We start from the raw sequence: 26,507 nt of genomic DNA on the forward strand, positions 1-26,507 counted from the left end.
GCGCTCCGACAGGCCTTACCCGCTCGGCAAGGGTAATCGGCAGGCGCTTGGTGCGCTGCCGAACAGAGTGCTTCCAGGGTAGCGCACTATTGCTCTGCCCCCCGATTTGCCTTTCCCGTCCTGGCGTCCAGGTATTTCTGCATCAGTGCCCGCGTGGAACTGTCATGGTTCTGCATGCCCGTCATGCCGGCATCCAATTCGTGGACGATGCGCAGCGCCAGCGTCTTGCCCAATTCCACGCCCCATTGGTCAAAGGAATCGATGTTCCAGACCGCCCCTTGCGTAAAGGCGCTGTGTTCATACATCGCCACCAGCGCACCCAGCGCGCGCGGGGTCAACCGGGCGGATATCAGCGTATTGCTGGGACGGTTGCCTTCGACGTGCCGGTGGGGCGCGGCCGCCGCGTCATCCACCAATGCCTGACCGAAGGCCAGGGCCTCGGCCTGCGCGAACATGTTGGCCAGCAGCTCTTCATGCTGACGCGGCAAGGCCGCGAGCGGCATCAGGAATCCGATGAAATCGCAGGGCACCATCTGGCTGCCCTGGTGCAGCAACTGATGGAAGGAGTGCTGGCCGTTCGTGCCGCAAGCGCCCCAGTACACGGGGCTGGTGTGCCCCCCCACAGGCGCGCCCGCCTGGGTCACGGACTTGCCGTTGCTTTCCATCATCAACTGCTGCACATAGGCCGGAAAGCGCCGCAGATGGTGTTCATAAGGCAGGACGGCGGCCGTTCGCGCGCCCAGGCAGTTGTTGTTCCAGATCGCCATCAACCCATGGATGACCGGCAGGTTCCGCTCGAGTGGCGCGCTGCGGAAATGGGTATCCATATCGTGGCAACCGGCCAGCATGTCGTTGAAAGCATCAGGCCCGGTCGCCACCATCAGCGCCAGACCCATGGCCGAGCATAGGGAATAGCGTCCGTTGACCCAGTCCCAGATGTCCAGTACTCGGTCCGGCGCGATGCCCGATCGGATCGCGGCCTCGCGATTGCCCGTGACCGCCACGAAGTGCGCCTGCAACGCGTCTTCGTCCGGCAGCGCCTGCATGCACCAGGCCCGTGCCGCCGCGGCATTGTGCCGGGTTTCCGACGTCTGCCAGCTTTTTGAACAGACGATGAATAGCGTTTCACGCGGGTCCAGGCCCTGCGTGCCCTGCGCGAAATCCGCGCCGTCCACGTTCGACACGAACCGCACCCGCAAGCCGGGCTGGGCGTACTGTTCAAGCGCCGCGCAGGCCATCTCCACGCCGATCGCCGATCCGCCGATGCCCAGGTTGATGACGTTCCGGATGGGGACGCCGGTGCCGCCCAGGCAGGCGCCGCCGCGCAATTGCACGGCCAGTGCCGCCATGCGCCGCAATGTCTTATGCACAGTCGGCACGACATCGCGGCCGTCTACCTGCACCGCTTCCCCGGCAGGCATGCGCAAAGCGACGTGCAGCGCCGCCCGCCCTTCGCTGGCATTGATGGCGTCACCCTGGAACATGGCGTCGATCCGCGCCGGCAGCCGGCATTCCTTGGCCAGTTGCGCTAAAAGCTGCAAGGTTCGAGGGGTGACCCGATTCTTGGAATAGTCCAGGTACCAGCCGGCCGCCTCCAGCGTCAGGCGCGTCCCCCGCGTGGGGTCTTCTATGAAGAGTTGCCGCAGGTTGACCGGGCGCAGTTCTTCCAGATGGCCTGCCAGTGCCTGCCAGGCGTGCGCGTGAAGCTGTGCGGCGTGCGGCCCCGATTCCTGCATTTCCATCGACTTGCACCTCCAACCCATCCGTCGGCCTGCACAAGGACATCGCGCGTTGCGTCGCGATGCCGTCAGGCTCGCGATGGTTATGGCACACCCCGCGACCGCCGTCCGTGCGGTAACGCACAGAGCCGGCGCGCCGGCTTGGTCACTCTATAGGCGAGACGCCGCCAGCCCTGGCGGCGCCGCTGCCTGATGGACCACACATGACGCAGGTTCGATGAAACCCATAAATTGGCCTTCCCTGGAGGCCGCCCCCGAATGGATCGACCTGTTCGCACGCAGCAAACCCTCGCTGAGTTCAGCCGAAAGCGAGCCGCCGCTGCGTGCCGAACTGTTCAATGCCCTGCAGATGGAGGCGCACGGCCAGGCACTGGCGCATGCGCACGCGCTGGGCGCCTTTGGCGCGCATGACCACCTGCTGCCGCGGCTGACCGAGAACCAGACGCTGCTGGCGCAGGCCTGCGCGCTGCTGACCGAATCAATGCAGCAAAGCCGGCAGATCACCCCGGCCGACGAATGGCTGCTGGACAATTTCTACCTGATCGAAGAACAGATCCGGCTGGCCAAGCGGCACTTGCCCAAGGGCTATAGCCGCAGCCTGCCCAAGTTGGCGGCGGGCCCGTCTAACGGGCTGCCGCGCGTGTACGACATCGCGCTGGAGATGATTTCACATAGCGACGCGCGGATCGATGCCGACGGGATCAGCGCATTCGTGGCCGCCTATCAGCGGATAGAACCCCTGCAACTGGGCGAACTCTGGGCCATCCCCATCATGATGCGCCTGGCCTTGATCGAAAACCTGCGGCGCGTGGCGATCCGGCTGGCCTACGCGAACATGAATCGCGGCTTGGCGGACACCTGGGCGGACGCGATGCGCAAGGCCGCACAGGACGACCCCACCAGCCTGATCCTGGTGATTGCCAACATGGCGCGCTCGAATCCGCCGGTGGACGGCGCCTTCGTCGCCGAACTGGCCCGCCGGCTGCAAGGCCACGGCCCGGCGCTGGCGTTGCCCTTGACCTGGTTCGAGCAACGCCTTGCCCAGTCCAACCTCACCATCGAACAAATGGTGGTGGCCGAAAACCAGCAGCAGGCGGCCGACCAGGTATCCATCAGCAACAGCATCGGCAGCCTGCGGGCGCTGTCGAAGACGAACTGGAATGAATTCGTCGAAGCCATCAGCCTCGTGGATCGGTCCTTGCGCCAGGATCCGGCGGGTGTCTACGCAAACATGGACTTCCCCACCCGCGACCGCTACCGCCATCGCGTGGAACGGCTGGCCCGGAAATCCGATGCCTCCGAGATCGAGCTGGCCGCCATGGCCATCGACCTGGCCCGCGCGGCGGTGGACGACGCAGACCCCCGCAGACGGCACGTCGGCTTCTACCTGATCGATCAGGGCCTGGCTGACTTGGTGAAACAGGCCAAGGTCAGGCCGAGCCTGACGGACAGGTTGGCGCGTTTGTCGCCCGGCTTGGCGCTGGCAGGCTACGCCGGCGCGATTGTCTTGTTGACGGGCTCCCTGTCCGCCTTGCTGGTGGCCGCGGCCCGGTCCGCCGGCGCCGGGCCCTGGCCCCTGGCCGCGCTTGCCCTGCTGTCGGTGATCGGCACCAGCCACCTGTCCGTGGCCATCATCAACTGGGCGCTGACCTGGCTGGTGCGCCCGCAGCGCCTGCCGCGGATGGATTACGCAAAACGCATCCCCGATTCCGCACGCTGCCTCGTCGCCGTACCCTCCATGCTGATCGATGCCGATGACGGCGAACAGCTTGCCGAATCGTTGGAGATCCGGTTCCTGGCGAACCCGGGCGGTAACCTGAGCTTCTGCCTGTTGACGGATTTTGCGGACGCGGCCGCGGAACACCTGCCGGCGGACGCACTACTGCTGGAGCGCGCCAAGGCGCATGTCCAGGCGCTGAACCATAAGTACCGGCGCCTGGGCCGCAGCCCCTTTTACCTCTTGCACCGCCCGCGCCGATGGAACCCCCGCGAACGGGTGTGGATGGGCCAGGAACGCAAGCGCGGCAAGCTCGCCGACCTGAATGGCCTGCTCCGCGGCCAAGGCGCGGGCGCGTTTTCCTGCGTGGTCGGAGACCTTGAATCCTTGGCCGGCGTGAAGTACGTCATCACGCTGGACACCGACACCGAATTGCCGCGAGAAAGCGCCTGGAAGCTCATCGGCGCCATGGCGCATCCGTTGAACCAGGCCCAGTTCGATCCCGCCCGCCGCCGCGTGACGCGGGGCTACGGCATCCTGCAACCGCGCGTGGCGGTCAATCTGGCCGACCTGGCCGCCTCGGCGTATGCGCGCCTGAACGGCGGCGACGCCGGCATCGACCCCTACACGAACACCGTCTCTGACGTCTATCAGGACATCTTCAAGGAAGGGTCCTTCATCGGCAAGGGCATCTATGACGTCGATGCCTTTGAAGCCGCGCTGAAAGACTGCTTTCCGAACAACCGCGTGCTTAGTCATGACCTGCTGGAGGGCTGCTACGCCCGCTCCGGCCTGCTAAGCGACGTGCAATTGTTTGAAGGCCACCCCGCACGCTACGCGGCCGACGTCAGCCGCCGCCACCGCTGGGTTCGCGGCGACTGGCAGTTGCTGGGCTGGCTGATCGGCCGGCCACCCCGCCCCCCCGGCACCACCGGCGGCCCGGTTCTGCCGTGGCTGGCGCGCTGCAAGATTCTGGACAATTTGCGGCGCAGCCTGGTGCCGCCCAGTCTGGTGCTGCTGATGGCGCTGGGCTGGATATTCCTGCCGCACCCCTGGTTGTGGACGGGAGTCGGCTTGTTGGTCGTGTTCCTGCCCGCCCTGTTCGCCTCGGCCCTGGGCGCGGTCAGAAAGGGGGAAGACGTGATGCTGGCGCAGCATCTGGTGGGTTGGGCGCCGTCGACGCTGCGGCAGTTCAGCCGGGCGGCATTCGCGTTCAGTGCGGTGGCGCACGAGGCGCTCTACCACCTGGACGCCATTTGCCGCACGCTATACCGGCTGACGGTATCGCGCCGCCGCCTGCTGGAATGGAAGCCGTCCAGCGTCACCAACCGGGATGGCGCGGCGCGAGCCGGCCCGTTGTTGCTGTCCGTGTGGGGTTCTCCGCTGCTGGCGCTGGCGATCGGCGCCTGCGTGTTGCGCTGGAACCCGTCGGCCTGGGCCGCGGCATTGCCGGTACTGGCCTTGTGGGCGCTGATGCCGGCGATCGCCTGGCGCCTGAGCCGGCCGCCCGCTGCGGCCAAGACAGCGCTTTCCCCAAACCAAGACCAGTTCCTGAGATTGCTGGCGCGCAAGACCTGGTCGTTCTTCGACGGCCACGGCGGCGCCGAAGACAACTGGCTCATCCCCGACAACGTACAGGACCGTCCCGCCCCGACCACCGCGCATCGGACGTCGCCCACCAACCTGGGGCTGGCCCTGCTGTCCAATCTGGCCGCGCACGACTTCGGCTATCTGCAGGCCGGCCGGCTGATCGAACGTACGCAAGCCACGTTAAGCACCATGGGCAAGCTTGAGCGCTACCTGGGCCATTTCTACAATTGGTACGACACCCTCACACTGGCGCCGTTGAACCCGCTGTATGTCTCGACGGTCGACAGCGGCAACCTTGCCGGCCACCTGTTGACGCTACGCCCCGGGCTGCTGGCGCTGGCGCAAGCCCCGGTCCTGCATCCCCGCACCTTCGCGGGGCTGGCCGACGCGCTTGCCGTGCTGCGCGACAGTCTGGCGGGCGACGCCTTGCCGGCGCTGGACCCGCTGGAATCTGCTTTGCGAACGGCGCAAGGGCCCGGCGGGAAGACGCCTCCCATGACGTTGGCGCAGACCCGGCAGCGCCTGGAGCACATCCGGCAACTGGGCTATGGCCTGCTGGAAGCCTTCGAGGCGCCCGCCGCTTCCGAACCGCTATGGCACTGCCAGGCCATGCTGCGTCAATGCGAAGAGGCGCGCGACGAGCTGGACTTGCTGGCGCCCTGGCCCGATCCCCCGGCCGACGCCTCCTGGCCGGGCATTCCTCTCTTGCAAAGGATTCCGACGCTGCAGCAGGTAGCCAACCAAAGCGGCGACGTGCTGGCCGCCTTGCGAGCGCGCCTGGCCGAACCCGACGCGACGCCGGACGAACGCGCCTGGCTGCAGCAAACCGAGCTTGCCGTCATCCTGGCGGCGGACCGCGCCACCCAACGATGCGCCGCACTGGAAAAGCTGGCCGACACGCTGGCCGACATGGCGGTGGCGGAATACGGATTCCTGTACGACAAAGGCAGCCGCCTGCTGGCCATCGGCTACAACCTGTCCGAGCGCAGGCGCGACGAAGGCCTGTATGACCTGTTGGCCTCCGAGGCCCGGCTGGGCAGCTTCGTCGCCATCGCGCAGGGGCAACTGCCGCAAGAGACCTGGTTTGCGCTGGGCCGGCAGTTGAGCAATTCCCCGGGCGGGCCGGTGCTGCTTTCCTGGAGCGGGTCCATGTTCGAGTACTTGATGCCCCGGCTTGTCATGCCGTCGTATCCCCAGACCTTGCTGGAGCAGACCTGCCTGTCCGCCGTGCGCACCCAGATCGACTACGGCGACAAGCTCGGCATCCCCTGGGGCATGTCCGAAAGCGCGTACAACCTGTTCGACATCGGCATGAACTACCAGTACCGGGCGTTCGGCGTGCCGGGGCTGGGCTTGAAACGCGGCTTGGCCGATGATGTGGTGGTGGCGCCGTACGCGTCGATGCTGGCGCTGATGGTGGCGCCGGACGAGGCCTGCCGCAACCTGCAACGGCTGGCGAAAGACCAGCTGATCGGGCGTTACGGGCTGTACGAGGCCATCGACTACACGCCGCGCCGGCAACCGCCCGGCAAGCACGGCACCATCGTGTATGCCTATATGGCGCACCACCAGGGCATGGGCTTCCTGTCGCTCGCCAGCGTGTTGCTGGGCCGAACGATGCAGGCCCGCTTCGAAGCCGATCCCTCGTTCCAGGCCACGATGCTGCTGCTTCAGGAACGGGTGCCCCGCGCCGCGGCCGCCTATGCCAAGGCCACCGAACTGTCGGTAATCCGCAGCACGCCGCCGGGGCAGGCCGAAGTGTCGGTGCGCGTGCTGGACACCCCCGACACGCCGATCCCGGAAGTCCAATTGCTGTCCAACGGCCGCTACCACGTGATGGTCACCAACAGCGGCGCGGGATCCAGCCGCTGGAAGGACCTGGCCGTCACGCGATGGCGCGAAGACGGCACCTGCGACAACTGGGGCACCTTCTGCTATGTGCGCGATGTGGACAGCGGGCAGGTCTGGTCCACGTCCTATCAGCCGACCCTGCAACGCCCCGATCACTACGAAGTCATCTTCTCGGAAGGCCGGGCCGAGTTCCGGCGCACCGACCACCAGATCGATACGCACATGGAGATCGTCGTGTCTCCCGAGGACGACATCGAACTGCGGCGTTGCCGCCTGACCAACCGGGGACGCGAACGCCGCACGCTGGAGATCACCTGCTATGCCGAGGTCGTCATCGCGCCACCCCTGGCCGACGAACTGCATCCTGCCTTCAGCAACCTGTTCGTCCAGACCGAGATCGTACCGTCGGAACGCGCCATTCTCAGCACGCGGCGGGCCCGTAGCCCAGAGGACAACCCGCCCTGGATGTTCCAGCTGCTGGCCATTCACGGCGGTGCGCCCGGCCGCGCGTCGTATGAAACGGACCGGTCTCGGTTCTTGGGGCGCGGCCGGTCCGTCGCCAATCCGCTGGCGATGGACTCCCGCGGCCCCCTATCGGACAGCCAGGGTTCCGTGCTGGATCCGGTGTCCGCCATCCGCTGCTCGATCACGCTGGAACCCGAGGAGACGGTCGTCGTCGATGTGGTGCAGGGCGTGGGCGACAGCCGCAGCGCCTGCATGAACCTGATCAACAAGTACCAGGACCGCCACCTGGCGGATCGCGCGCTGGAACTGGCCTGGACCCATGCGCAGGTGCTGGTGCGGCAGTTGAACGCCACCGAGGCCGACGCCCAGCTGTATGCGCGTCTGGCCAACGCTATCGTGTACCAGAACCCCACCCTGCGCGCCGACGCCGCGACTCTCGTGAAAAACCGCCGCGGCCAGTCGGGCCTGTGGGGCTACGCCATTTCAGGCGATCTGCCGATCGTGTTGCTGCGCATCAAGGACCCGGCCAATTTCGAACTGGTCCGGCAACTGGTGCAGGCCCATGCCTATTGGCGGCAAAAAGGCGTGACCGTGGACCTGGTGATCTGGAACGAAGACACCGGCACCTACCGCCAAACGCTGCAAGACCGCATGATGGGCCTGATCTCGGCGGGCGTGGAATCGCACATCATCGACCGCCCGGGCGGTATCTTTGTGCGACCCGGCGACCAGATATCGGAAGAAGACCGTACGCTGCTGCTGGCCGTGTCCCGGGTATCGCTCAGCGATGCCCAGGGCACATTGGCCAATCAGGTGAACCGCCTGGCCCTGCCCGAGACCCGTATCGCGCCCCTGGTCATATCGGCTGCGCCGTTGCCGGCAACCGTTGACAGCCCGCCGGCCGCCGCGCCGGTTCCCCTGCTGCACGCCAACGGCCTGGGCGGCTTCACGGCGGACGGCGAGGAATACGTCATCACCACCACACGCGAACAGCGCACGCCCGCTCCCTGGGTCAACGTGATCGCCAATGCCGCCATCGGCACCGTGGTCTCGGAAAGCGGGCAGGCCTATAGCTGGGCCGGCAACGCCCATGAATTCCGCTTGACGCCCTGGCACAACGACGGCGTCACCGACGCCTGCGGCGAGGCCTTCTATCTGCGCGACGACATCAGCGGCCACTACTGGTCCGCCACCCCTTACCCGGCTGGCGGCACATCGGCCTACGTAACGCGGCACGGTTTCGGCTATACCGTCTTCGAGCACGTGGAAGACGGCATCGAATCCGAATTGCGCATCCATGTCGCCCACGAAGCGCCCGTCAAGTTCTATGTCCTGACGCTGCGCAACCGGTCCGGGCGCCGCCGGCGCCTGTCCGCCACGGGATATGTGGAATGGGTGCTGGGCGACCTGCGCGCGAAGTCTTCGATGCACGTCGTCACCGAGATCGACGCCGACACCGGCGCCCTGTTCGCCCGCAACAGCTTCAATGGCGACTACGCCGGGCACGTGGCTTACTTTGACACCCCCAGCGCCACCCGCACGGTGACGGGCGACCGCAAGGAATTCATCGGCAGGAACGGCACGCTGCGGCACCCTCAAGCGCTTCGCGCCGGCCGGTTGTCTGGCCGTTGCGGCGCGGCGCTGGACCCTTGTGCGGCGATCCAGGTCCCCGCCACCCTGGACGACGGGCAAGACACCCGGATCCTGTTCCAGCTGGGCGCGTCGGCCGAGGGCGCCGAACAGGCCAGGAACCTGATCCGCCAGTACCGCGAAACGGGCGCCGTCGACCAGGAATCGCAAGCCGTCAGGCAATACTGGCGCGACACGTTGGGGGTCGTGCGCATCGACACCCCGGACGCCGCCGTGAACACGCTGGCCAATGGCTGGCTGCTGTATCAGACGCTGGCCTGCCGGCTTTGGGGGCGCAGCGGCCATTATCAATCCGGCGGCGCCTACGGCTTCCGGGACCAGCTGCAGGACGTGATGGCGCTGGCGGTCGCGCGCCCCGAATTGACACGGGCCCATCTGCTGCGCTGCGCGGCCCAGCAATTCGTGCAAGGCGACGTGCAGCATTGGTGGCACCCCCCATCCAACCGGGGCATACGCACGCGCTGCTCCGACGACTACCTGTGGCTGCCCTTCGCCACCAGCCACTATGTGGCTGTCAGCGGAGACGTGGCCATCCTGGAGCAAGACGTGGGATTCATTGAAGGCCGCCCCCTCAACCCGGGCGAATCGTCCAATTACGATCACCCGACCCCATCCCGCGAGTCGGCCAGCCTGTATGTGCACTGCACGCGCGCCCTGACGCATGCGCTGAATGCCCTGGGCGCCCACGGCCTGCCTCGCATCGGCTCGTGCGACTGGAACGACGGCATGGACAAGGTGGGCGATGCGGGCCGCGGCGTAAGCGTCTGGCTCGGCTTCTTCCTGCATGACACCCTGAACCGCTTCGCCCCCGTGGCCCGCGCGCGCGCGGACCTGCCGTTCGCGGCCTTCTGCGAATCGACCGCGCGGCAATTAGCCAAAGACCTTGAGCAGGCCGGTTGGGACGGCAACTGGTATCGCCGGGCCTACTTCGACGACGGCGCGCCGCTCGGCTCCGCCGAAAACCTCGAATGCCAGATCGATTCCATTTCACAGAGCTGGGCGGTCTTGTCGGGCGTCGCCAGCCCGGATCGCGCCCTGTCCGCCATGCAGGCGGTCGATGAACGGTTGGTGGACGACGAGCTCGGCCTGATCCGCCTGCTGACGCCCCCGTTCGACACGGCGCCGATGAACCCCGGCTATATCCGCGGCTACGTGCCGGGCGTGCGCGAGAACGGCGGCCAGTACACCCACGCCGCCATCTGGACGGCAATGGCCTGCTGCGAACTGCGGGACGAGGCCCGCATCGGCCGCCTGCTTCCCATGCTGAACCCCATCAACCATGCCGACACGCCGGAGGGGGCCGCCACCTACAAGGTGGAACCTTATGTCATGGCTGCCGATATCTACACCACGCCCGGCCAGTTGGGGCGCGGCGGCTGGACCTGGTACACGGGATCATCCGGGCTGATGTACCGGCTGATCCTGGAATCGGTGCTGGGCATGCGGCGACGCGGCGACACGCTCAGCTTCCGGCCCTGCCTGCCGGCCGACTGGAACGGATTCACACTGCAATACCGGTTTGGCGCCACGACGTACACGGTCATTGCAGGGCGCGTGTCGGACGCGGGCGGCCCGCTGCGGCTCACGCTGGACGGGGTGAACCAGGACGATGGCGTGATCGCGTTGCGTGACGACGGGCAGACTCGCCAGATACGCATCGATCTGCCCGCAGCGCCTTAGGCGCTGCGGCACGGGGCGCCGCGCGCTAGTGGTTTTCCCTGAAAACCCGTAAAAACCGGCGGTTCCTGGTTCCCAAGCCGAATTCCGTCCGGTACATTTCGTCCAGTGGCCTGACCACTGGACCATCAGGCACCTGAACAATCTTTCTACCATCCTTCGATCCCGCGCAAGACACGGCCGCCCCGGAACCATTACGCTCTACCCCCCGAACACTCCTTCCCACGCCACGATGACTTCCCTTCAGGCCGTAGCCTCGACCCGCCTCTACCGCATGATCGCCGACCAGATCGCCGCGCGCATCAAGGCGGGCGATTTCCCCGCAGGCGGCAGATTGCCCGCCGAGCGAGAGCTGGCGGAGCAGTTGCAAGTCAGCCGCGCGTCGGTGCGGGAAGCCCTGATCGCGCTGGAAATCGAAGGCTATGTGGACGTGCGCGTGGGCACCGGCGTGTTCGTGTGCCCGCCGCGCGAAGACGGCAATTACCAGGACGCGCCCCAGCCGCAGGCGGCCGACAGCGTCGAAGCCACCGACATCGGCCCCTTCGACCTGCTGGAAACGCGCTTGCTGATCGAACCGGAATGCGCCGCGCTGGCCGCCCAGAAGGCGTCGCCTGCGCAGATCGCGGCGATCCGCGTGGCGCACGAAGGCATGTCGCTGACCGAATCGCCCAGCGTGCACGACCGCGCTTTCCATAGCGCCATCGGCGCGGCCTGCGGCAATGCCGCGCTGGCCGCGGCCATCTCGCACATCTGGCACCTCAGCACGCTCAGCCCGGTCTTCCATCGTCTGGAAGAGCACTTCGTGACCACCAAGGTGTGGAGCGAGGCGCAGAAAGAACACGAACGCATCCTCGCGGCCATCGTCGACCGCGATCCGATCCGCGCGCGCCATGCCATGCACGACCACCTGGTCGGCATCCTGGCGCGTTTGCGGGAAGACTTCGGCAATGTCGGGATCCGATGATCCGATGACCTGCTAATCCAATAACCCGCAGCCTGGCGACCCAGGCTCCTCTCTCCCTACCGACCGTGTGCATGCACCGCCGGCGCGAACCGCGCCGCCTGCGGCAAGGGGAGCGGCTTGCCCGCGATTTCGCGGGGCCAGCATTACCGAGCCGCAACACCTCGGAAAACCCCAGCAGTCCCCGCAAGACCCGTACGTCAAATACTTAAAACATATCAAGGTGAAAACATGCAGCTGACCCGTACCGTGAAGCTAGTGAGCGCGGCGCTATTGGCGCTTGGCGCCCACGCCGCCCAGGCCAACAAGGCTGACAACTCCCTCAACATCGCCTTCGACGCGGCGCCCGCCACGCTGGACGCGTACAAGGAATCGGACCGTCCCGGCCTGGCGCTGGCGCGCATGGTCTTCTCGGGGCTGCTGCAAAAGAACCAGGACACGGGCGAATTCGGCCCGGCCATCGCCACGGGCTACAAGTTCGTGGACGACACCACCATCGACCTGCCCATCCGCCGCGACGTTAAATTCCACGACGGGTCGCTGTTGACTATCGACGACGTGCTGTACACGCTGAACCTGGTGTCGTCCGACGGCTACAAGGCGCGCTTCCAGAACCAGGTCGCCTGGATCGCCAAGGCCGAGAAGGTCGGCGACGACACCGTGCGCATCAAGATGAAGACGCCCTACCCGCTGGCGCTGGAGATGCTGTCGGAGAACCTGCCGATCTACCCGCGCAAGTACTACGAAGCCAACCCGTCCGACATGGGCGCCAAGCCCATCGGCACCGGCCCCTACCGCCTGACCGACAGCCAGCCCGGCAGCCGCTACGTGTACGAGCGCTTCGACGACTACTTCGGCCCCAAGCCGGCCGTGAAGAAGCTGGTGGTGCGCGTGCTGCCCGACGCCAACACCCAGTACGCCGAACTGCTGTCCGGCGGCCTGGACTGGATCTGGCGCGTGCCGCCGGACGTGGCCCGCCGCATGGAGAAGACGCCGTCTGTCACGGTCAAGAGCAGCAGCATCATGCGCATCAGCTATATCTCGCTGAATCCGCGTTTCGACGACGGCAAGTCGCCGCTGGCCAAGCAGGAAGTGCGCCAGGCCATCAACTACGCCATCGACCGCGAGGCGATCCGCCGCGCGCTGGTGGGCGGCGCCTCCAAGGTCATCAACGCGGCGTGCAACCCGGCCCAGTTCGGCTGCGCCGCCGACGTGCAGGCCTACAAGTTCGATCCCGCCCGCGCCAAGCAGCTGCTGGCATCCGCCGGCTACCCCAACGGCATCTCGCTGGACCTGGTGATCTCGGCGCCGCCGCGCAGCATCCTGGACGCCGCCGCCGCCCAGATGGCGCAGGCCGGCATCAAGCTGAACCTTGTCGAACAGCAGTACGGCACCGCCATGACCAACTGGCGCGACGGCAAGATCGCCATGCTGTCGTCCAACTGGGGCTCGTACGGCATCGCGGACGCGGCGCTGTCCACCAGCAACTTCTTCCGCGGCGGTCCGGACGACCAGGCCCGCAACCCCGAGGTCATCAAGTACCTGGAGGCGGCCGACACGTCGGTGGACCGTGAACTGCGCGCCAAGAACTACGCCGCCGCGCAGAAGATCGTGGCCGACCAGGCGTACTGGGTGCCGCTGTGGAACCACTCGTTGAACGCCGTGCAGGCCAAGGACCTGAACTTCTCGGTGGACGGCGACGAATTCCCGCGCTTCTACAAGGCCACCTGGAACTGATCCAGGCGGCGCGCACCGGCGCACCGTGACGAAGGTTTACCCATGATTGCATTCCTGTTTCGCCGCTTGCTGGTCGCCGCCTTGCTGGTGGTGTTCGTGTCGCTGATCAGCTTTTCGCTGGTGTTCGCCTCCGGCGACCCGGCCGCGCGGCTGGCCGGCGAAGGCAGCGCCGCCGACGCCGCGCGGCTGTCGCAGCAGCACGGGTTTTCCGACCCGATCCTGGTGCAGTACGGCCATTGGCTCTCCGGCGTCGTGCACGGCGATTTCGGCGACAGCCTGTACTTCAGCCGCCCCGTGGCCGAATTGCTGGGCCAGCACTTCCCGGCCACCGCCAAGCTGGGCCTGGCCGCGATGGCGTTCGCGTTGTTGCTGGCGATTCCGCTGGGCGTGCTGGCCGGGCTGCGCAAGGGCTCGCTCGCCGACCGCGCGACCATGCTGCTGTCGGCCTGCGCGCAGGCGATGCCGCCCTTCTGTCTGGCCTTCCTGCTGATCATCGTGTTCAGCGTGCGCAACCAATGGCTGCCGGCCTCGGGTTTCGACACCTGGAAGCACTATGTGATGCCTGTCGTCGCGCTGGGGCTGTTCGCCATGCCGGCGATGCTGCGCCTGATGAAATCCGAAATGGAGACGGTGCTGGCCACCGACTACATCCGCACCGCCCGCGCCATGGGCCTGGGGGGCGCCAGCGTCGTGCTGAAGTACGCGCTGCGCAACGCCCTGCGGCCGCTGGTGTCGCTGGCGGCCGCGCAGATGGGCACCTTGCTGGCCGGCTCCGTCGTCATCGAAACCGTCTTCGCGATCAACGGCGCCGGGCTGCTGGCCTGGACGTCCATCCTGCGCGGCGACTTCCCCACGATGCAGGCGCTGATCCTGATCTTTGCGCTGATCTACATCGTCCTGACCCTGGCCGCCGACCTGATCAACGGTTGGCTGGACCCCCGCGTGCGAGTCGCCTCATGAGCATCGTCCTCTCTTCCACCCTGCCCGCCGCGCCGCGCGGCGACCGCCTGGCGCGCGCCGGGCGCCGCATGGGCCTGGCCGTGCTGGCCCTGCTGGTGTTGGCCGGCCTGGTCGGCCCCTACCTGATCGCGCACGACCCCTATTCCCAGGACCTGCTGGCGCGGCTGCAGGAACCCGTCTGGGGCGAAGGCGGCGACTGGAACCACATCCTGGGCACCGACCAGCTGGGCCGCGACGTGCTGGCCCGCGCCTTGTACGGCGTGCGCGTGTCGGCGCTGATCGGCCTGTCCGTCGCGCTGATGGGCGGGCTGATCGGCACGACGCTCGGCGTGGTCGCGGGCTACTTCGGCGGCACCGTCGACCGCGTCGTGTCGTTCCTGATCACCGCCCGTCTGGCGCTGCCCATCATCCTGGTGGCGCTCGCCGTCGTGTCGGTGGTGGGCGCTTCCCTGACCGTGGTGGTGCTGGTGCTGGGCCTGCTGCTGTGGGAACGCTACGCGCTGGTCGCACGCACCATGGCGGCCGGTCTGCGCCATGCCGAATTCGTCACGGCGTCGCGCCTGCAAGGCTGCACGCACCTGCAGATCATCTGGCGCGACATCCTGCCGAATCTGGTGGGCAACCTGCTCATCATCGGCACAGTGGATGCCGCCATGGCGATCACGCTGGAGGCCTCGCTGTCGTTCCTGGGCCTGGGCGTACCGGCGCCGATGCCGTCGCTGGGCCTGATGATCGCCGAGGGCAAGGAAAACATGCTGTTCCAGCCGTCTCTCGTCGTCATCCCCAGCATCGTGCTGTTCGTGCTGGTCCTGTGCGTGAACCGTGCGGGCGAGACGTTGCGCGCCATCCAGATGAAGAAGGGCTGACGCCATGACCGCCACCGGCCACCCCCTCCTGCACGTCCAGGGCCTGCACATCGACATCCACACCCCCACGCACACCAAGCACGTCGTGCGCGCGGTGGACTTCAGCCTGGAACGCGGCAAGACCCTGTGCATCGTCGGCGAATCGGGCTGCGGCAAATCATTGACCGCGTTGGCCTTGCTGGACCTGCTGCCCGCCGCCGCGCGCCGCCGCGTGGCGAAGCTGGAATTCGCCGGCCAGGACCTGTCCGCCCTGACCCCGCGCCAACTGGCGGCGTTGCGCGGGGCGCGCATCGCCATGATCTTCCAGGATCCGATGACGTCGCTGAACCCGGTGTTCCCGATCGGCACGCAGCTGATCGACGTGCTGCGCCGGCACAAGCCCGTCAGCCGCCGCCAGGCCGCCGAACGCGCCGAATACCTGCTGCGCCGCGTCGGCATCACGAACCCGCAAGACCGCATGAAGCAGTACCCGTTCGAACTGTCGGGCGGCCTGCGCCAGCGCGTGATGATCGCCATGGCCCTGATGTGCGGCCCCGAGCTGCTGATCGCCGACGAACCCACCACGGCCCTGGACGTGACCGTGCAGGCCGAACTGCTGGACCTGCTGCGCGACATCCAGGCGGAGTTCGGCCTGGGGATGGTGTTCATCTCGCACGACATGGGGCTGGTGGCGCGCATCGCCGACCACGTCATCGTCATGTACGCGGGCGACATCGTCGAAGGCGGCAGCGTGCGGGAAGTGCTTGAACACCCCAGCCACCCGTACACCGCCATGCTGCTGAACTGCATTCCGCAACCCGGCCGCACCGCACCGGGCACGGACCTGCCCACCATCGCGGGCGCCGTGCCGTCGCTGGACACCGCCATCCGCGGCTGCGCGTTCCGCGAACGCTGCCCGGTGGCCGAACCGCGCTGCGCGCAACCCGTCACCGCCCGCGTGCAGGGCGGGCACCGCTGCCTTTGCGTCAAACCCGGCGCCATGCGCCTTGGAGCCCCGGCATGAACCCGACCGCCGCCAGCATCAGCCTGACCGGCCTGTGCTTCCAGTACGGCCGCGCCAGGTTGTTCTCGCGCCGTGCCGCGCCGCGCATCCTGCACGACATCGATCTGCACGTGCCCGCCGGTCAGACGATCGGCCTGGTGGGCGAATCCGGCAGCGGCAAGTCCACCATCGCCAAATTGATGCTGGGCCTGCTGGCCCCGACCCAGGGCCAGGCGCTGCTGGACGGCCGGCCGCTGGCGGCCATGCCGGCACGCGCCCGCGCCCGCCGCATCCAGATGGTGTTCCAGGACCCCTACTCGTCCTTGAACCCGCGCCGCACGATCAACGAGATCCTGACCGCACCGCTGCGGGTCCACGGCATGGGCAACGCGTCGACGCAGGCGGCGTCAGTGCGCCGGATGATGGACGCCGTGGGGCTGGTGCCGGCGTTCGCGGCCCGCTATCCGCGCGAACTGTCCGGCGGGCAGCGCCAGCGCGTGGCCATCGCCCGCGCCCTGATGCTGGAGCCGCAACTGCTGATCTGCGACGAACCCACTTCGGCGCTGGACGTGTCGGTGCAGGCGCAGATCCTGAACCTGCTGATGGAATTGCAGCGCGAGCGCGGCCTGGGCTACCTGTTCATCAGCCACAACCTCGCGGTCGTGCAGCACATCGCGGACCAGATCGTGGTGCTGCAAGGCGGCCGGGTGGTCGAACGCGGCAGCGCGGACCAGGTGTATTTTTCGCCCGAGCACCCCTACACGCGACAACTGATCGGCGCGACGCTGGCCGTGCCGCACGTCCAGGAGCTGGCGGCATGAGCACGGCGCCCCATTACCTGCTGGTCGGCAACGACGAGAAAGTCACCTGGGACGATGGCCGCATCCGCTTCCTGGCCCCAGGGCGCGACACCCTCAGCCTTTTCGACGCCGCCGCCGATCCCGCCGCGCCGGTATGGGTCGCGACGTTGCCGCTCCCCAACTCGCTGTTCGGCCCGCCCGTCAACCTGGCCGTCACCCCGGACCAGCGGCTGGCGCTCGTCGCCGACTCCATGGCTTGGCCGGCACGCGACGACGGCGCCGGATGGCAGCCCGCGCCCGGCCGCGACCTGCATGTGATCGACCTGGCCGCAAACCCGCCCGCGCGTGTGCAAACGCTGCAAATCGGCTTGCAGCCGTCCGGCCTGTCCATCAACCGCGCGGGCACCCTGGCGCTGGTCGCCAACAAGGCCGGCCGGTCCGTGTCGGTACTAAAGATCGCCGATGGCCGTGTCGAAGCCTGCGGCGAGGTCGACGTGGGCACGCCGGTCGTCGCCGTTTCGTTTTCGGCGGACGGCCGCCGGGCCTTTGTCGTCAAGACCGACACGCACCGGCTGGGCGTGCTGCACATCGATGAAAGCGGCCCCGCGCCCCGCGTCACGCACGACCCCGCCGAAGACCTGACCACCGGCCTCGTGCCCTTCAACCTGGTCGTGTCGCCCGACGGTGCGCTGGCGCTTGTGGTGGACATGGGCAGCCCGACGGCGTCGGACGGCCACGCGGACTCGGTCAGCGTAGTCGACCTGTCGGCGACGCCGCCCCGCGTGATCGACCGCCTGATGGTCGAAGACGGCCCAGAAGGCATCGCGATCAGCCCGGACGGCCGCTATGCCGCCGTGGCGATCGTGCAAGGGTCGAACAACCCGGCATCCGAATGGTTCCACCACCCTCGCGGCCAGATCGTGCTGCTGCGCATCGATGGCCGGCACGTTGCGCGCGTGAATGCCGTCGAGGTCGGTGCGCTGCCCGAAGGCGTGGCCTTCAGCCCCGACAGCCGCTACCTGTACGTGGGCAATTTCCTGGATGCGAATTTGCAGGTGCTGGCCGTCGGAGACAACGGCCTGACCGATACCGGCACGCGCATCCCGTTGCCCGGCCACCCCGCATCCATGCGGGGGCAATCCTACTGAGCGGGGCCGCGCCCTGCCGCCGATTTCCTCCATCCATCCCTACCTTTTCCGCATCTGGAGCCACCCCATGATCCGCACCACCCCGAAACTCCCCGCCCTGCTCGGCGGCGCCCTGCTCGCCATGGCGGGCCTGGCCCCGCTGTCGGCCCATGCCCTGGACATCAAGCTGGGCCATGTGCTGGCCCCCAGCCACAGCTGGAACAAGGCGGCCGAGGGCTTCGCCGCCGAGGTCAAGGAAAAGACCGCCGGCCGCGTCAACTTCGTGCTGTTCCCCAGCGGCCAGCTGGGCAACGAAAAGACCATGCTGGAAGGCCTGCAGATCGGCAGCCAGGGCGCGGCCATCATCGGTTCGGGGTCGTTGCAGCCAATCGAGCCCAAGTTCGGCGTGGTTGAACTGCCCTATACGTGGTCAAGCTCGCAGCAAGCCTACAAGGCCTTTGACGGCGAACTGGGCGAGGCGCTGGCCAAACTGGCCGACAAGAAGAACCTGACCATCATTTCCTGGTGGGAAAACGGCTTCCGCCACGTGACCAACAACCGCGGCCCCGTCGCCAAGCCCGCCGACCTGGCCGGCCTGAAGACCCGCGTGACGCCCGACAAGATGCGCCTGGACACCTTCACCGCGCTGGGCGCCAACCCGGCCCCGCTGGCCTTCGGCGAACTGTATTCGGCGCTGCAGCAAAAGGTGTTCGACGCGCAGGAGAACCCGCTGTCCATCATCTACACCTCGTCCTTCTTCGAGGTGCAGAAGTACCTGTCGCTGACCGGCCACGTCTGGGGCCCTGCCAACCTGATCATCTCCAAGCCCGTCTGGAACCGCATTTCCGCCGACGACAAGAAGATCGTGCAGGCCGCCGCCGACAAGTGGCGCGACGTCCAGCGCAAGATGATCACCGACGGCGACCAGCAGTTCGTGGCGCAGTTGAAGGAAAAAGGCATGCAGGTCAACGACGTGGACAAGACCGCATTCGCCGCCGCCGTCCAGCCCGTGTGGAAGACCTATTCGGCCACCTACGGCCCCGAGCTGATGGCCATCGTGCAGAAGTACCGCGAGGCCCAGTAATGCTGAACCAACTGTCCGCCATCCTGTCGGGCATCAGCAAGGCCTTCGCCGCCCTGGCGGTGGCCTTGCTGGCGATCCTGATCTCCTATGTGGTGTTTTCCCGCTTCGTCATGCACACCACGCCGCATTGGGCCGAAGAGCTGCCGCGCCTGGTCCTGGTGTGGTCCGCCTTCATCGGCGGGGTCGCCTGCAGCTACGAACGGTCGCACCTGATGGCCGGCCTGCTGCCCTTCGTGGTACGCAGCCCGCGCGTGCTGAACGTGTTCGAACGCGTCAACCAGGTGCTGGTCATCGCCGGGCTCGTCGCCCTGGGCTATGCCGGCTGGCAACTGGCCGACCTGACGAAGGACCAGACGCTGCCCGCGCTGGACGTGTCCGCCGGCACGGTGTACCTGGCGCTGCCGTTCGCCTGCGCGGTCACCGTCGTCGTGCATCTGGCGCAACTGTTCTCGCCCGCTCCCGCCGCGGCAAAGGATTAACAAGATGTCTTCGGGTGCTCTCTTCCTGATGGGCGTGTTCACGATCACGGTGCTGATCGACATGCCCATCGCGTTCGGCCTGGTGCTGTCCTGCCTGGCCTATCTGGCGGTTTACGATTCCGCGCCCATGATGGTCGCGGCCCAGCAATATGTCGTGGGGCTGGACAGCTTCACGCTGCTGGCGATCCCGCTGTTCATCCTGGCCGCCCAACTCATGAACGGCGCGGGCCTGACCCAGCGCATCGTGCGCCTGTGCGCCGCCATCGTGGGCGACATCAAGGGCGGCCTGGCGGTGGTGGCCGTGCTGGCCTGCCTGATGTTCGGCGCGCTGTCGGGATCCGGCGTGGCCGACGTGGTGGCCATCGGCAGCCTGCTGCTGCCCGCCATGGCCCGCAGCGGCTACGACAAGGGCTTTTCCTGCGCGCTGGTCGGCAGCGCCGGCGCCACGTCCACCATCATCCCGCCCAGCATCGTGCTGATCGTCTACGGCACCATCACCGACACGTCCGTGGGCAAGCTGTTCGTCGCCGGCATCATTCCGGGCATCCTGCTGGGCCTGTCGCTGATCGGCGTGGCCATCTGGCAGTCGCGCAAGCACAACTGGGCCGGCGGCCAGCCGTTTTCATGGGGCGAGCTGCGCGCCGCCGCCATCGACGCCCTGCCCGCGCTGATGGTGCCGGTGCTGATCATCGGCGGCATCCGCTTCGGCATCTTCACCGCCACCGAAGCCGCTTCCAGCGCCATCGTCTATGCGTTGCTGATCGGCTTCTTCTGGTACCGCACGCTAAGCGTGAAGTCGTTGTGGGACAACCTGAAGTCCACAGGCGAAAGCAGCGCGTCCATCCTGCTGATCATCGGCGCTTCGGGCCTGTTCGCCTGGGTGCTGGTGGCTGAACAGGTGCCGCAGGCGCTGTCCACGCTGCTGGTGGAATGGACCGACAGCAAGACGGCCGTGCTGCTGGTCTTGACGGTGGTGCTGTTGCTGCTGGGCACCTTCATGGAAGCGATTCCGGTCATCATCATCGTGGCCCCCGTCGTCATGCCCGTGCTGGCGCACTACAACATCGACCCGGTGCATTTCGGCATCCTGCTGTCCATCAACATGGCCATCGGCGCCAACACGCCGCCCGTCGGCGTCGACCTGATGGCCGCGTGCAAGATCGGCGGCATCAACATGATGCAGACGCTGCGCCCACTGTCGTGGATGATGCTGGCGATGACCGCCGTCATGCTGCTGCTGACGTTTGTCCCTGAACTGGTGCTGTTCCTGCCGAGGCACGTGCAATGACCCCTACCGCTTATCACCGCCGCCCCGCGCCGCTGCGCCGCAGCTGGATGTTCGTGCCGGGCCTGGATGCGGCCGCGCACGCCGCGGGCCTGGCCAGCGGCACCGATGCCCTGGTCGCCGACCTGGAAGAATTCACCGCGCCGCCCGAACGGCCGGCGGCGCGCCCGCGCATCGCCGCGCTGTTCGCCGACTGCCGCGCCCGGGGCGTGGTGGCCGCCGTGCGCATCAACAAGCTGGAAGACGACGGCTTGGAAGACCTGCGCGGCGTGATGCCCGGCGCGCCGGACGCGGTGTTCCTGCCCCATGCCGAAAGCGCCGCGCAGATCCTTGCGCTGGACGCGGCCATCACCGCCCTGGAAGGCCAATTGGGCTTGCCGGCAGGCAGCACCGAGATCGTGCCCACGCTGGAGTCGGCGCTGGGGCTGGTGCGCGCCTATGACATCCTGACTGCCAGCCCGCGCGTGTCCGCCTGCCTGCTGGCGGCCGAAGACCTGACCGCCAGCCTGGGCGCCGAACGCGGCAAGGACGGCATCGAACTGCACGCCGTGCGCGCCCGCTTCCTGGTGGACTGCACGGCGGCGGGCTGCGTTCCGATCGACTGCCCGTTCAACTACCGCGACTTGCCTGCGTTGGAAACGGACCTGCGCTGGGCGCGCCGGCTGGGCCTGAAATCCAAATGCGCGACCGTGGCCGAACAGGTCCCGCTGATCCACGCGGTGTTTACGCCCGGCGCCGCCGAGGTGGCCGCCGCCCGCGACTGCATGGCCCGCTTCGATGCCCAGCGGGCCGGCCGCCACGACGCCGAACGCATCGATCCCCCCACTTACAACACTGCGCGCCGCCTGCTGGCGCGCCATGACCAATTCGAACGATGGGACGCCGGGCGCCGTACGCAGGCCGTTCCGCAACAAGGAGACTCCGCATGACGTCAGCCGCATTACCCGAACGCAATGGCGGTCAGATCCTGATGCAGCAATTGCGCATCCATGGCGCGCGCCGCGTGTTCATGATTCCCGGTGAAAGCTATCTGCCCTGCATCGACGCGCTGAATGAGCACACCGACGCCATCGAGCCCGTCGTCTGCCGCCAGGAAAGCGGCGCGGCGTATATGGCCGAGGCCTATGGCAAACTGACCGGCGAGCCCGGCATCTGCTTCGTGACCCGCGGTCCGGGCGCCACCAACGCCAGCATCGGCGTGCACACCGCCTACCAGGACTCCACGCCGATGATCCTGTTCGTCGGCCAGGTCGGCAACGATTTCATGGAGCGCGAAGCCTTCCAGGAAATCGACTACCGCCGCATGTTCGGCCAGATGGCCAAGTGGGTCGCGCAGATCGACCGCACCGACCGCATCCCCGAGTACATTTCCCGCGCGTTCGCGGTCGCCACCAGCGGCCGGCCCGGCCCCGTCGTGCTGGCGCTGCCGGAAGACACGCTGTGGGGCACCGCCCGCGTGGCGGACCTGCCGCATTATCCGCGCGTGCACAGCCACCCTGGCGCCGCCGACCTGGCACGCATGACGCAACTGCTGGACGCGGCCGAACGCCCCTTCCTGCTGCTGGGCGGCAACGGCTGGCACCAGACCGCCATCGACCAGATCGCCGGTTTCGCCGAACGCTTCGAACTGCCCGTGGGCACCGCGTGGCGCCGCCTGGAATGCTTCGACCAGCGCCACCCCAACGCCGCCGGGCACGTCGGCTGGGCCATGACGCCCGCGCTGCGCCAACGGCTGCGCGACGCCGATCTGGTGCTGGCCGTGGGCACGCGCCTGGGCGAAGCCACCACCGAAGGTTATACCGTCATCGAAAGCCCGCTGCCGCGCCAGAAGCTGATCCACGTCTACCCCGATGCCGCCGAACTGGGGCGCGTGTTTTCCCCCACGCAGGCCATCGTGGCCGACGTGGCCAGCTTTGCCGCCGGCGTGGCCGCGCTGGTCCCCGGCCACGCCACGCCGCGCGGCGACGCCGTGCGCGCCGCGCACCAGGAACTGGCCGACAGCCTGGCGCCATTGCCGTCGCCCGGCCCCATGAGCCTGGACGCGGCCGCCGCCTATGTCGACGCGCACGTTCCTGCGGACGCCTGCATCACCGTGGGCGCCGGCAACTACGCGCTGTACCCGCACCGCTACCGCCGCTACACCGGCCCGGGCACCAGCCTGACCCCCACGGTCGGCTCCATGGGCTACGGCCTGCCCGCCGCCTTGTCGGCCAAGCTGGAAGACCGCCAGCGCACCGTCGTCTGCTACGCAGGAGACGGCTGCTTCCAGATGAACATGCAGGAGCTCGGCGTGGCCCTGCAGTACAAGCTGGGCGTCGTGGTCTTGGTGTTCAACAACGGCATCTGGGGCACCATCCGTGCGCACCAGGAACGCGAATTCCCGGCGCGCACCATCGCGCTCGGCTTCGAAAACCCCGATTTCACGCAGATCATCCGCGGCTACGGCGGCCATGGCGAAGCCGTCGACACCACGGCGGATTTCGGCCCGGCTTTCGAGCGCGCGCTGGCCTTCGCGCAGGAACACAGCATGCCCGCGCTGCTGGAAATCCGCTACGACGCCGACGGCATCGCGCCGGGCGAAACGCTGATGGGCATCCGCGAAGCCGCCCAGGCCCGCATCGCCCGCAGCGGACATTGAACCAGGACCGACAACGATGACGACGATTTCAATCAATGGACAGCGGCTGTGGCAGTCGCTGATGGACCTGGCGCGGATCGGCGCCACGCCCAAAGGCGGCAACTGCCGCCTGGCGCTGACGGCGCTGGACGGTCAAGGGCGCGACCTGGTCACGGGCTGGATGCGCCAGGCAGGCATGACGTTGCGCGTAGACCAGGTGGGCAACATCTTCGCCCGCCGCGCCGGCCGCGACAACGGCTTGCCGCCCGTCATGACCGGCAGCCACATCGACACCCAGCCCACCGGCGGCAAGTTCGACGGCTGCTATGGCGTGCTGGCCGGTCTGGAAGTCATGCGTACCCTGAACGACCACGGCGTGGTCACCGAGGCGCCGCTGGAAGTGGCTATCTGGACCAACGAGGAAGGCTCACGCTTTCTGCCGGTGATGATGGGTTCGGGCGTCTTTGCGGGCAAATTCCCGTTGGAAACCGCGCTGAACGCCCGCGACCACGACGGCAAGTCGGTGGCCGACGAGTTGGCCGCCATCGGCTACGCCGGCCCGGATGCCGTGGGCGGACGCCCGGTCGGCGCCTATTTCGAGGCGCACATCGAACAAGGCCCGATCCTGGAGCATGAAGAAAAAGTGGTCGGCGTCGTGACCGGATCGCTGGGCGTGCGCTGGTACGACGTCGTCGTGACCGGCATGGAAATGCACGCCGGCCCCACGCCCATGCCGATCCGCAAGGATGCGTTGTACGCCGCCACGTTCCTGCTGCAATCCGTCGTCGGCATCGCCAACGACAATCAGCCCAACGGCCGCGGCACCGTCGGCGAAATCCATGCGCACCCGGGTTCGCGCAACGTCATTCCCGGTCAGGTTCGCTTTACCGTCGACCTGCGCCACGAAGACGAGGCCACCCTGACGCAGATGGATGCGCGCTGGCTGGCCGCTTGCACGGACGTGGCCGAGCGCCACGGGGTGACCGTGGACGTCAAGCAAGTCCAATACTTCCCGCCCACCCCGTTCGATCCGGACCTGATCGGTAAAGTCCGCCACGGCGCGGTGCGTCGAGGCCTGGCCGCCATGGACATCGTGACGGGCGCGGGCCACGACGCCGTCTACATGGCCAGCGTCACGCCCACCGCCATGATCTTCGTGCCGTGCAAGGACGGCGTAAGCCACAACGAAATCGAAGACGCCAAGCCCACGGACCTGGAAGCCGGCTGCAACGTGCTGCTGGACGCCATGGTCGCGCGCGCCAACCCTCCCGGAGAGCAAGCATGAGCCACCACGATTCCGCCTACTGGCACGCCCGTGCCGCCGAACTTCGCTTCAATGGGCAGGCCTACATCGACGGCGCCTATTGCGACGCCGCCGACGGCGCGACGTTTCCCGCGTCCAGCCCCATCGACGGGCGCAAGCTGGCCGATGTGGCCGCCTGCGGCCAGGCCGATGTGGACCGCGCCGTGCAGGCCGCGCGCCGCGCTTTCGAGGCTGGCGTCTGGAGCGGGCTGGCGCCGCGCCAACGCAAGGCGCGCCTGCTGCGCCTGGCCGCCTTGATCGACCAGCACACCGAAGAGCTCGCGCTGCTGGAAACGCTGGACATGGGCAAGCCCATCCGCGACGCGCTGGCCTTCGACGTGCCGGAGACGGCCCGCTGCTACGCCTGGTACGCCGAAGCCATCGACAAGATCTACGACGAGATCGCGCCGACCGGCCCCGACGCGCTGGCCACCATCACCCGCGAACCCCTGGGCGTGGTCGCGGCCGTGGTGCCGTGGAACTACCCGTTGATGATGGCGGCCTGGAAAGTCGCGCCGGCGCTGGCCGCCGGCAACAGCGTCATCCTGAAACCGGCGGAACAGGCCTCGCTGTCATCCATCCGGCTGGCGTCGCTGGCTGAAGAGGCCGGCATCCCCGCCGGCGTCTTCAGCGTCGTGCCCGGACTGGGCGCGGTAGCCGGCCAGGCGCTGGGCCTGCACCCGGACGTGGACTGCGTGGCCTTCACCGGCTCCACCGCCACGGGCAAGCGCTTCATGACGTACTCCGGCGAATCGAACCTGAAGCGCGTGTGGCTGGAATGCGGCGGCAAGTCGCCCCACATCGTGTTCGACGACTGCCCGGACCTGGACCGCGCCGCCCAGGCCGCGGCGCTGGCCATCTTCTCGAACCAGGGCGAGGTCTGCATCGCCGGATCCCGCCTGTACGTGCAGGACGGCATCTACGACGCCTTCATGGACAAGGTGGCCGCCTACGCCGCCGGCCTGCAGCCCGGCGACCCGCTGGATCCCACCACCGCCATGGGCGCGATGGTCGACGAACGCCAGATGCAGGGCGTACTGGCCCGCATCGCGGCCGGCCAGGCCGACGGCGCCTGCCTGCGGATGGGCGGCAAACAGGCCCGCAGCGCGACGGGCGGCTACTACATCGAGCCCACCATCTTCGATTGCGCCAGCCAGGACTCGGCCCTGGTGCGCGAAGAGATCTTCGGCCCCGTACTGGCTGCCCAGCGTTTCGCCACCGAAGACGACGCCGTGCGCCTGGCCAACGATTCGGTCTATGGACTGGGCGCCGGCCTGTGGACGTCGAACCTGTCGCGGGCGCACCGCTTGTCGCGCCGCCTGCGCGCGGGCCTCGTCTGGGTCAACTGCTACGCCGACGGCGACATCACGGTGCCCTTCGGCGGCGTCAAGCAGTCGGGCTTCGGCCGCGACAAGTCCCTGCACGCGCTCGACAAGTATTCGGACCTGAAGACCACCTGGATCAGCCTGACGGTGTAACGATGCGCCACCTGGGCGGGAACCCTCCGGGCCGGATCCCCGGACGGCCCCGCCCATGCCGTTTCGCGCTATCTGCTTGGCCGCCCGGGCCATTGAACCCGCCTGCCCCTTGTGCCACCTTGAACGGCATTGGGGCAGG

General features: G+C 67.7%; 16 protein-coding genes. 15 read left to right on the forward strand and 1 reads right to left on the reverse strand.

The features are described from left to right. Positions 1-86: 86 nt before the first annotated feature. The gene (gene pgi / locus A9973_RS04235) at positions 87-1,742 is read right to left on the reverse strand and encodes a glucose-6-phosphate isomerase (protein ID WP_183012519.1); all 1,656 of its coding nucleotides are present in this window, start codon (positions 1,740-1,742) and stop codon (positions 87-89) included. A 214-nt stretch (positions 1,743-1,956) separates the two neighbouring features. On the opposite strand from pgi, the gene A9973_RS04240 reads away from it, so the two are divergent. From A9973_RS04240 to A9973_RS04310, 15 genes are all read left to right on the forward strand, one after another. Then, positions 1,957-10,692, forward strand: coding sequence for a GH36-type glycosyl hydrolase domain-containing protein (locus A9973_RS04240; protein ID WP_183012520.1), 8,736 nt, complete (start codon positions 1,957-1,959; stop codon positions 10,690-10,692). A gap of 229 nt (positions 10,693-10,921) precedes the next feature. After that, positions 10,922-11,653 carry a FadR/GntR family transcriptional regulator gene (locus tag A9973_RS04245; RefSeq protein WP_183012521.1) on the forward strand — a complete coding sequence of 244 codons (732 nt, stop codon included), beginning with the start codon at positions 10,922-10,924 and terminating at the stop codon, positions 11,651-11,653. Between the two features lie 228 nt (positions 11,654-11,881). Further along, positions 11,882-13,387: an ABC transporter substrate-binding protein gene (locus A9973_RS04250; protein ID WP_183012522.1), complete on the forward strand. Its 1,506-nt coding sequence runs from the start codon at positions 11,882-11,884 to the stop codon at positions 13,385-13,387. Positions 13,388-13,429: 42 nt separating this feature from the next. Continuing rightward, positions 13,430-14,347: an ABC transporter permease gene (locus A9973_RS04255; RefSeq protein ID WP_183012523.1), complete on the forward strand. Its 918-nt coding sequence runs from the start codon at positions 13,430-13,432 to the stop codon at positions 14,345-14,347. Beyond that, a complete protein-coding gene (locus A9973_RS04260) occupies positions 14,344-15,213 on the forward strand; it encodes an ABC transporter permease (RefSeq protein WP_183012524.1) in 870 nt (289 codons plus the stop codon). The genes A9973_RS04255 and A9973_RS04260 overlap by 4 nt, the downstream gene beginning before the upstream one ends. 4 nt (positions 15,214-15,217) lie before the next feature. Then, positions 15,218-16,216 carry an ABC transporter ATP-binding protein gene (locus A9973_RS04265; RefSeq protein WP_183012525.1) on the forward strand — a complete coding sequence of 333 codons (999 nt, stop codon included), beginning with the start codon at positions 15,218-15,220 and terminating at the stop codon, positions 16,214-16,216. Next, entirely contained in the window at positions 16,213-17,016 is an 804-nt protein-coding gene (locus A9973_RS04270) for an ATP-binding cassette domain-containing protein (protein WP_183012526.1), read from the forward strand. The genes A9973_RS04265 and A9973_RS04270 overlap by 4 nt, the downstream gene beginning before the upstream one ends. Further along, positions 17,013-18,143 carry a YncE family protein gene (locus A9973_RS04275; RefSeq protein ID WP_183012527.1) on the forward strand — a complete coding sequence of 377 codons (1,131 nt, stop codon included), beginning with the start codon at positions 17,013-17,015 and terminating at the stop codon, positions 18,141-18,143. Before A9973_RS04270 ends, A9973_RS04275 begins: the two co-directional genes overlap by 4 nt. A 67-nt stretch (positions 18,144-18,210) precedes the next feature. Then, positions 18,211-19,206: a DctP family TRAP transporter solute-binding subunit gene (locus tag A9973_RS04280; protein ID WP_183012528.1), complete on the forward strand. Its 996-nt coding sequence runs from the start codon at positions 18,211-18,213 to the stop codon at positions 19,204-19,206. Beyond that, positions 19,206-19,685, forward strand: coding sequence for a TRAP transporter small permease (locus A9973_RS04285; protein WP_183012529.1), 480 nt, complete (start codon positions 19,206-19,208; stop codon positions 19,683-19,685). Before A9973_RS04280 ends, A9973_RS04285 begins: the two co-directional genes overlap by 1 nt. Positions 19,686-19,689: 4 nt before the next feature. Continuing rightward, a complete protein-coding gene (locus A9973_RS04290) occupies positions 19,690-20,973 on the forward strand; it encodes a TRAP transporter large permease (RefSeq protein WP_183012530.1) in 1,284 nt (427 codons plus the stop codon). Beyond that, positions 20,970-21,899, forward strand: a complete 930-nt coding sequence (locus A9973_RS04295; protein WP_183012531.1) for a CoA ester lyase — start codon at positions 20,970-20,972, stop codon at positions 21,897-21,899. Before A9973_RS04290 ends, A9973_RS04295 begins: the two co-directional genes overlap by 4 nt. Next, positions 21,896-23,608 (forward strand): thiamine pyrophosphate-binding protein, encoded by a 1,713-nt coding sequence (locus A9973_RS04300; RefSeq protein ID WP_183012532.1) that lies wholly within the window; start codon positions 21,896-21,898, stop codon positions 23,606-23,608. The genes A9973_RS04295 and A9973_RS04300 overlap by 4 nt, the downstream gene beginning before the upstream one ends. 16 nt (positions 23,609-23,624) lie before the next feature. After that, complete coding sequence (locus A9973_RS04305) at positions 23,625-24,872, forward strand: Zn-dependent hydrolase (RefSeq protein WP_183012533.1); 1,248 nt, start codon at positions 23,625-23,627, stop codon at positions 24,870-24,872. Then, complete coding sequence (locus A9973_RS04310) at positions 24,869-26,368, forward strand: aldehyde dehydrogenase (protein ID WP_183012534.1); 1,500 nt, start codon at positions 24,869-24,871, stop codon at positions 26,366-26,368. The genes A9973_RS04305 and A9973_RS04310 overlap by 4 nt, the downstream gene beginning before the upstream one ends. Positions 26,369-26,507: the final 139 nt, after the last annotated feature.

Source organism: Achromobacter sp. UMC46 (assembly GCF_014170335.1).
Lineage (GTDB): Bacteria > Pseudomonadota > Gammaproteobacteria > Burkholderiales > Burkholderiaceae_B > Achromobacter.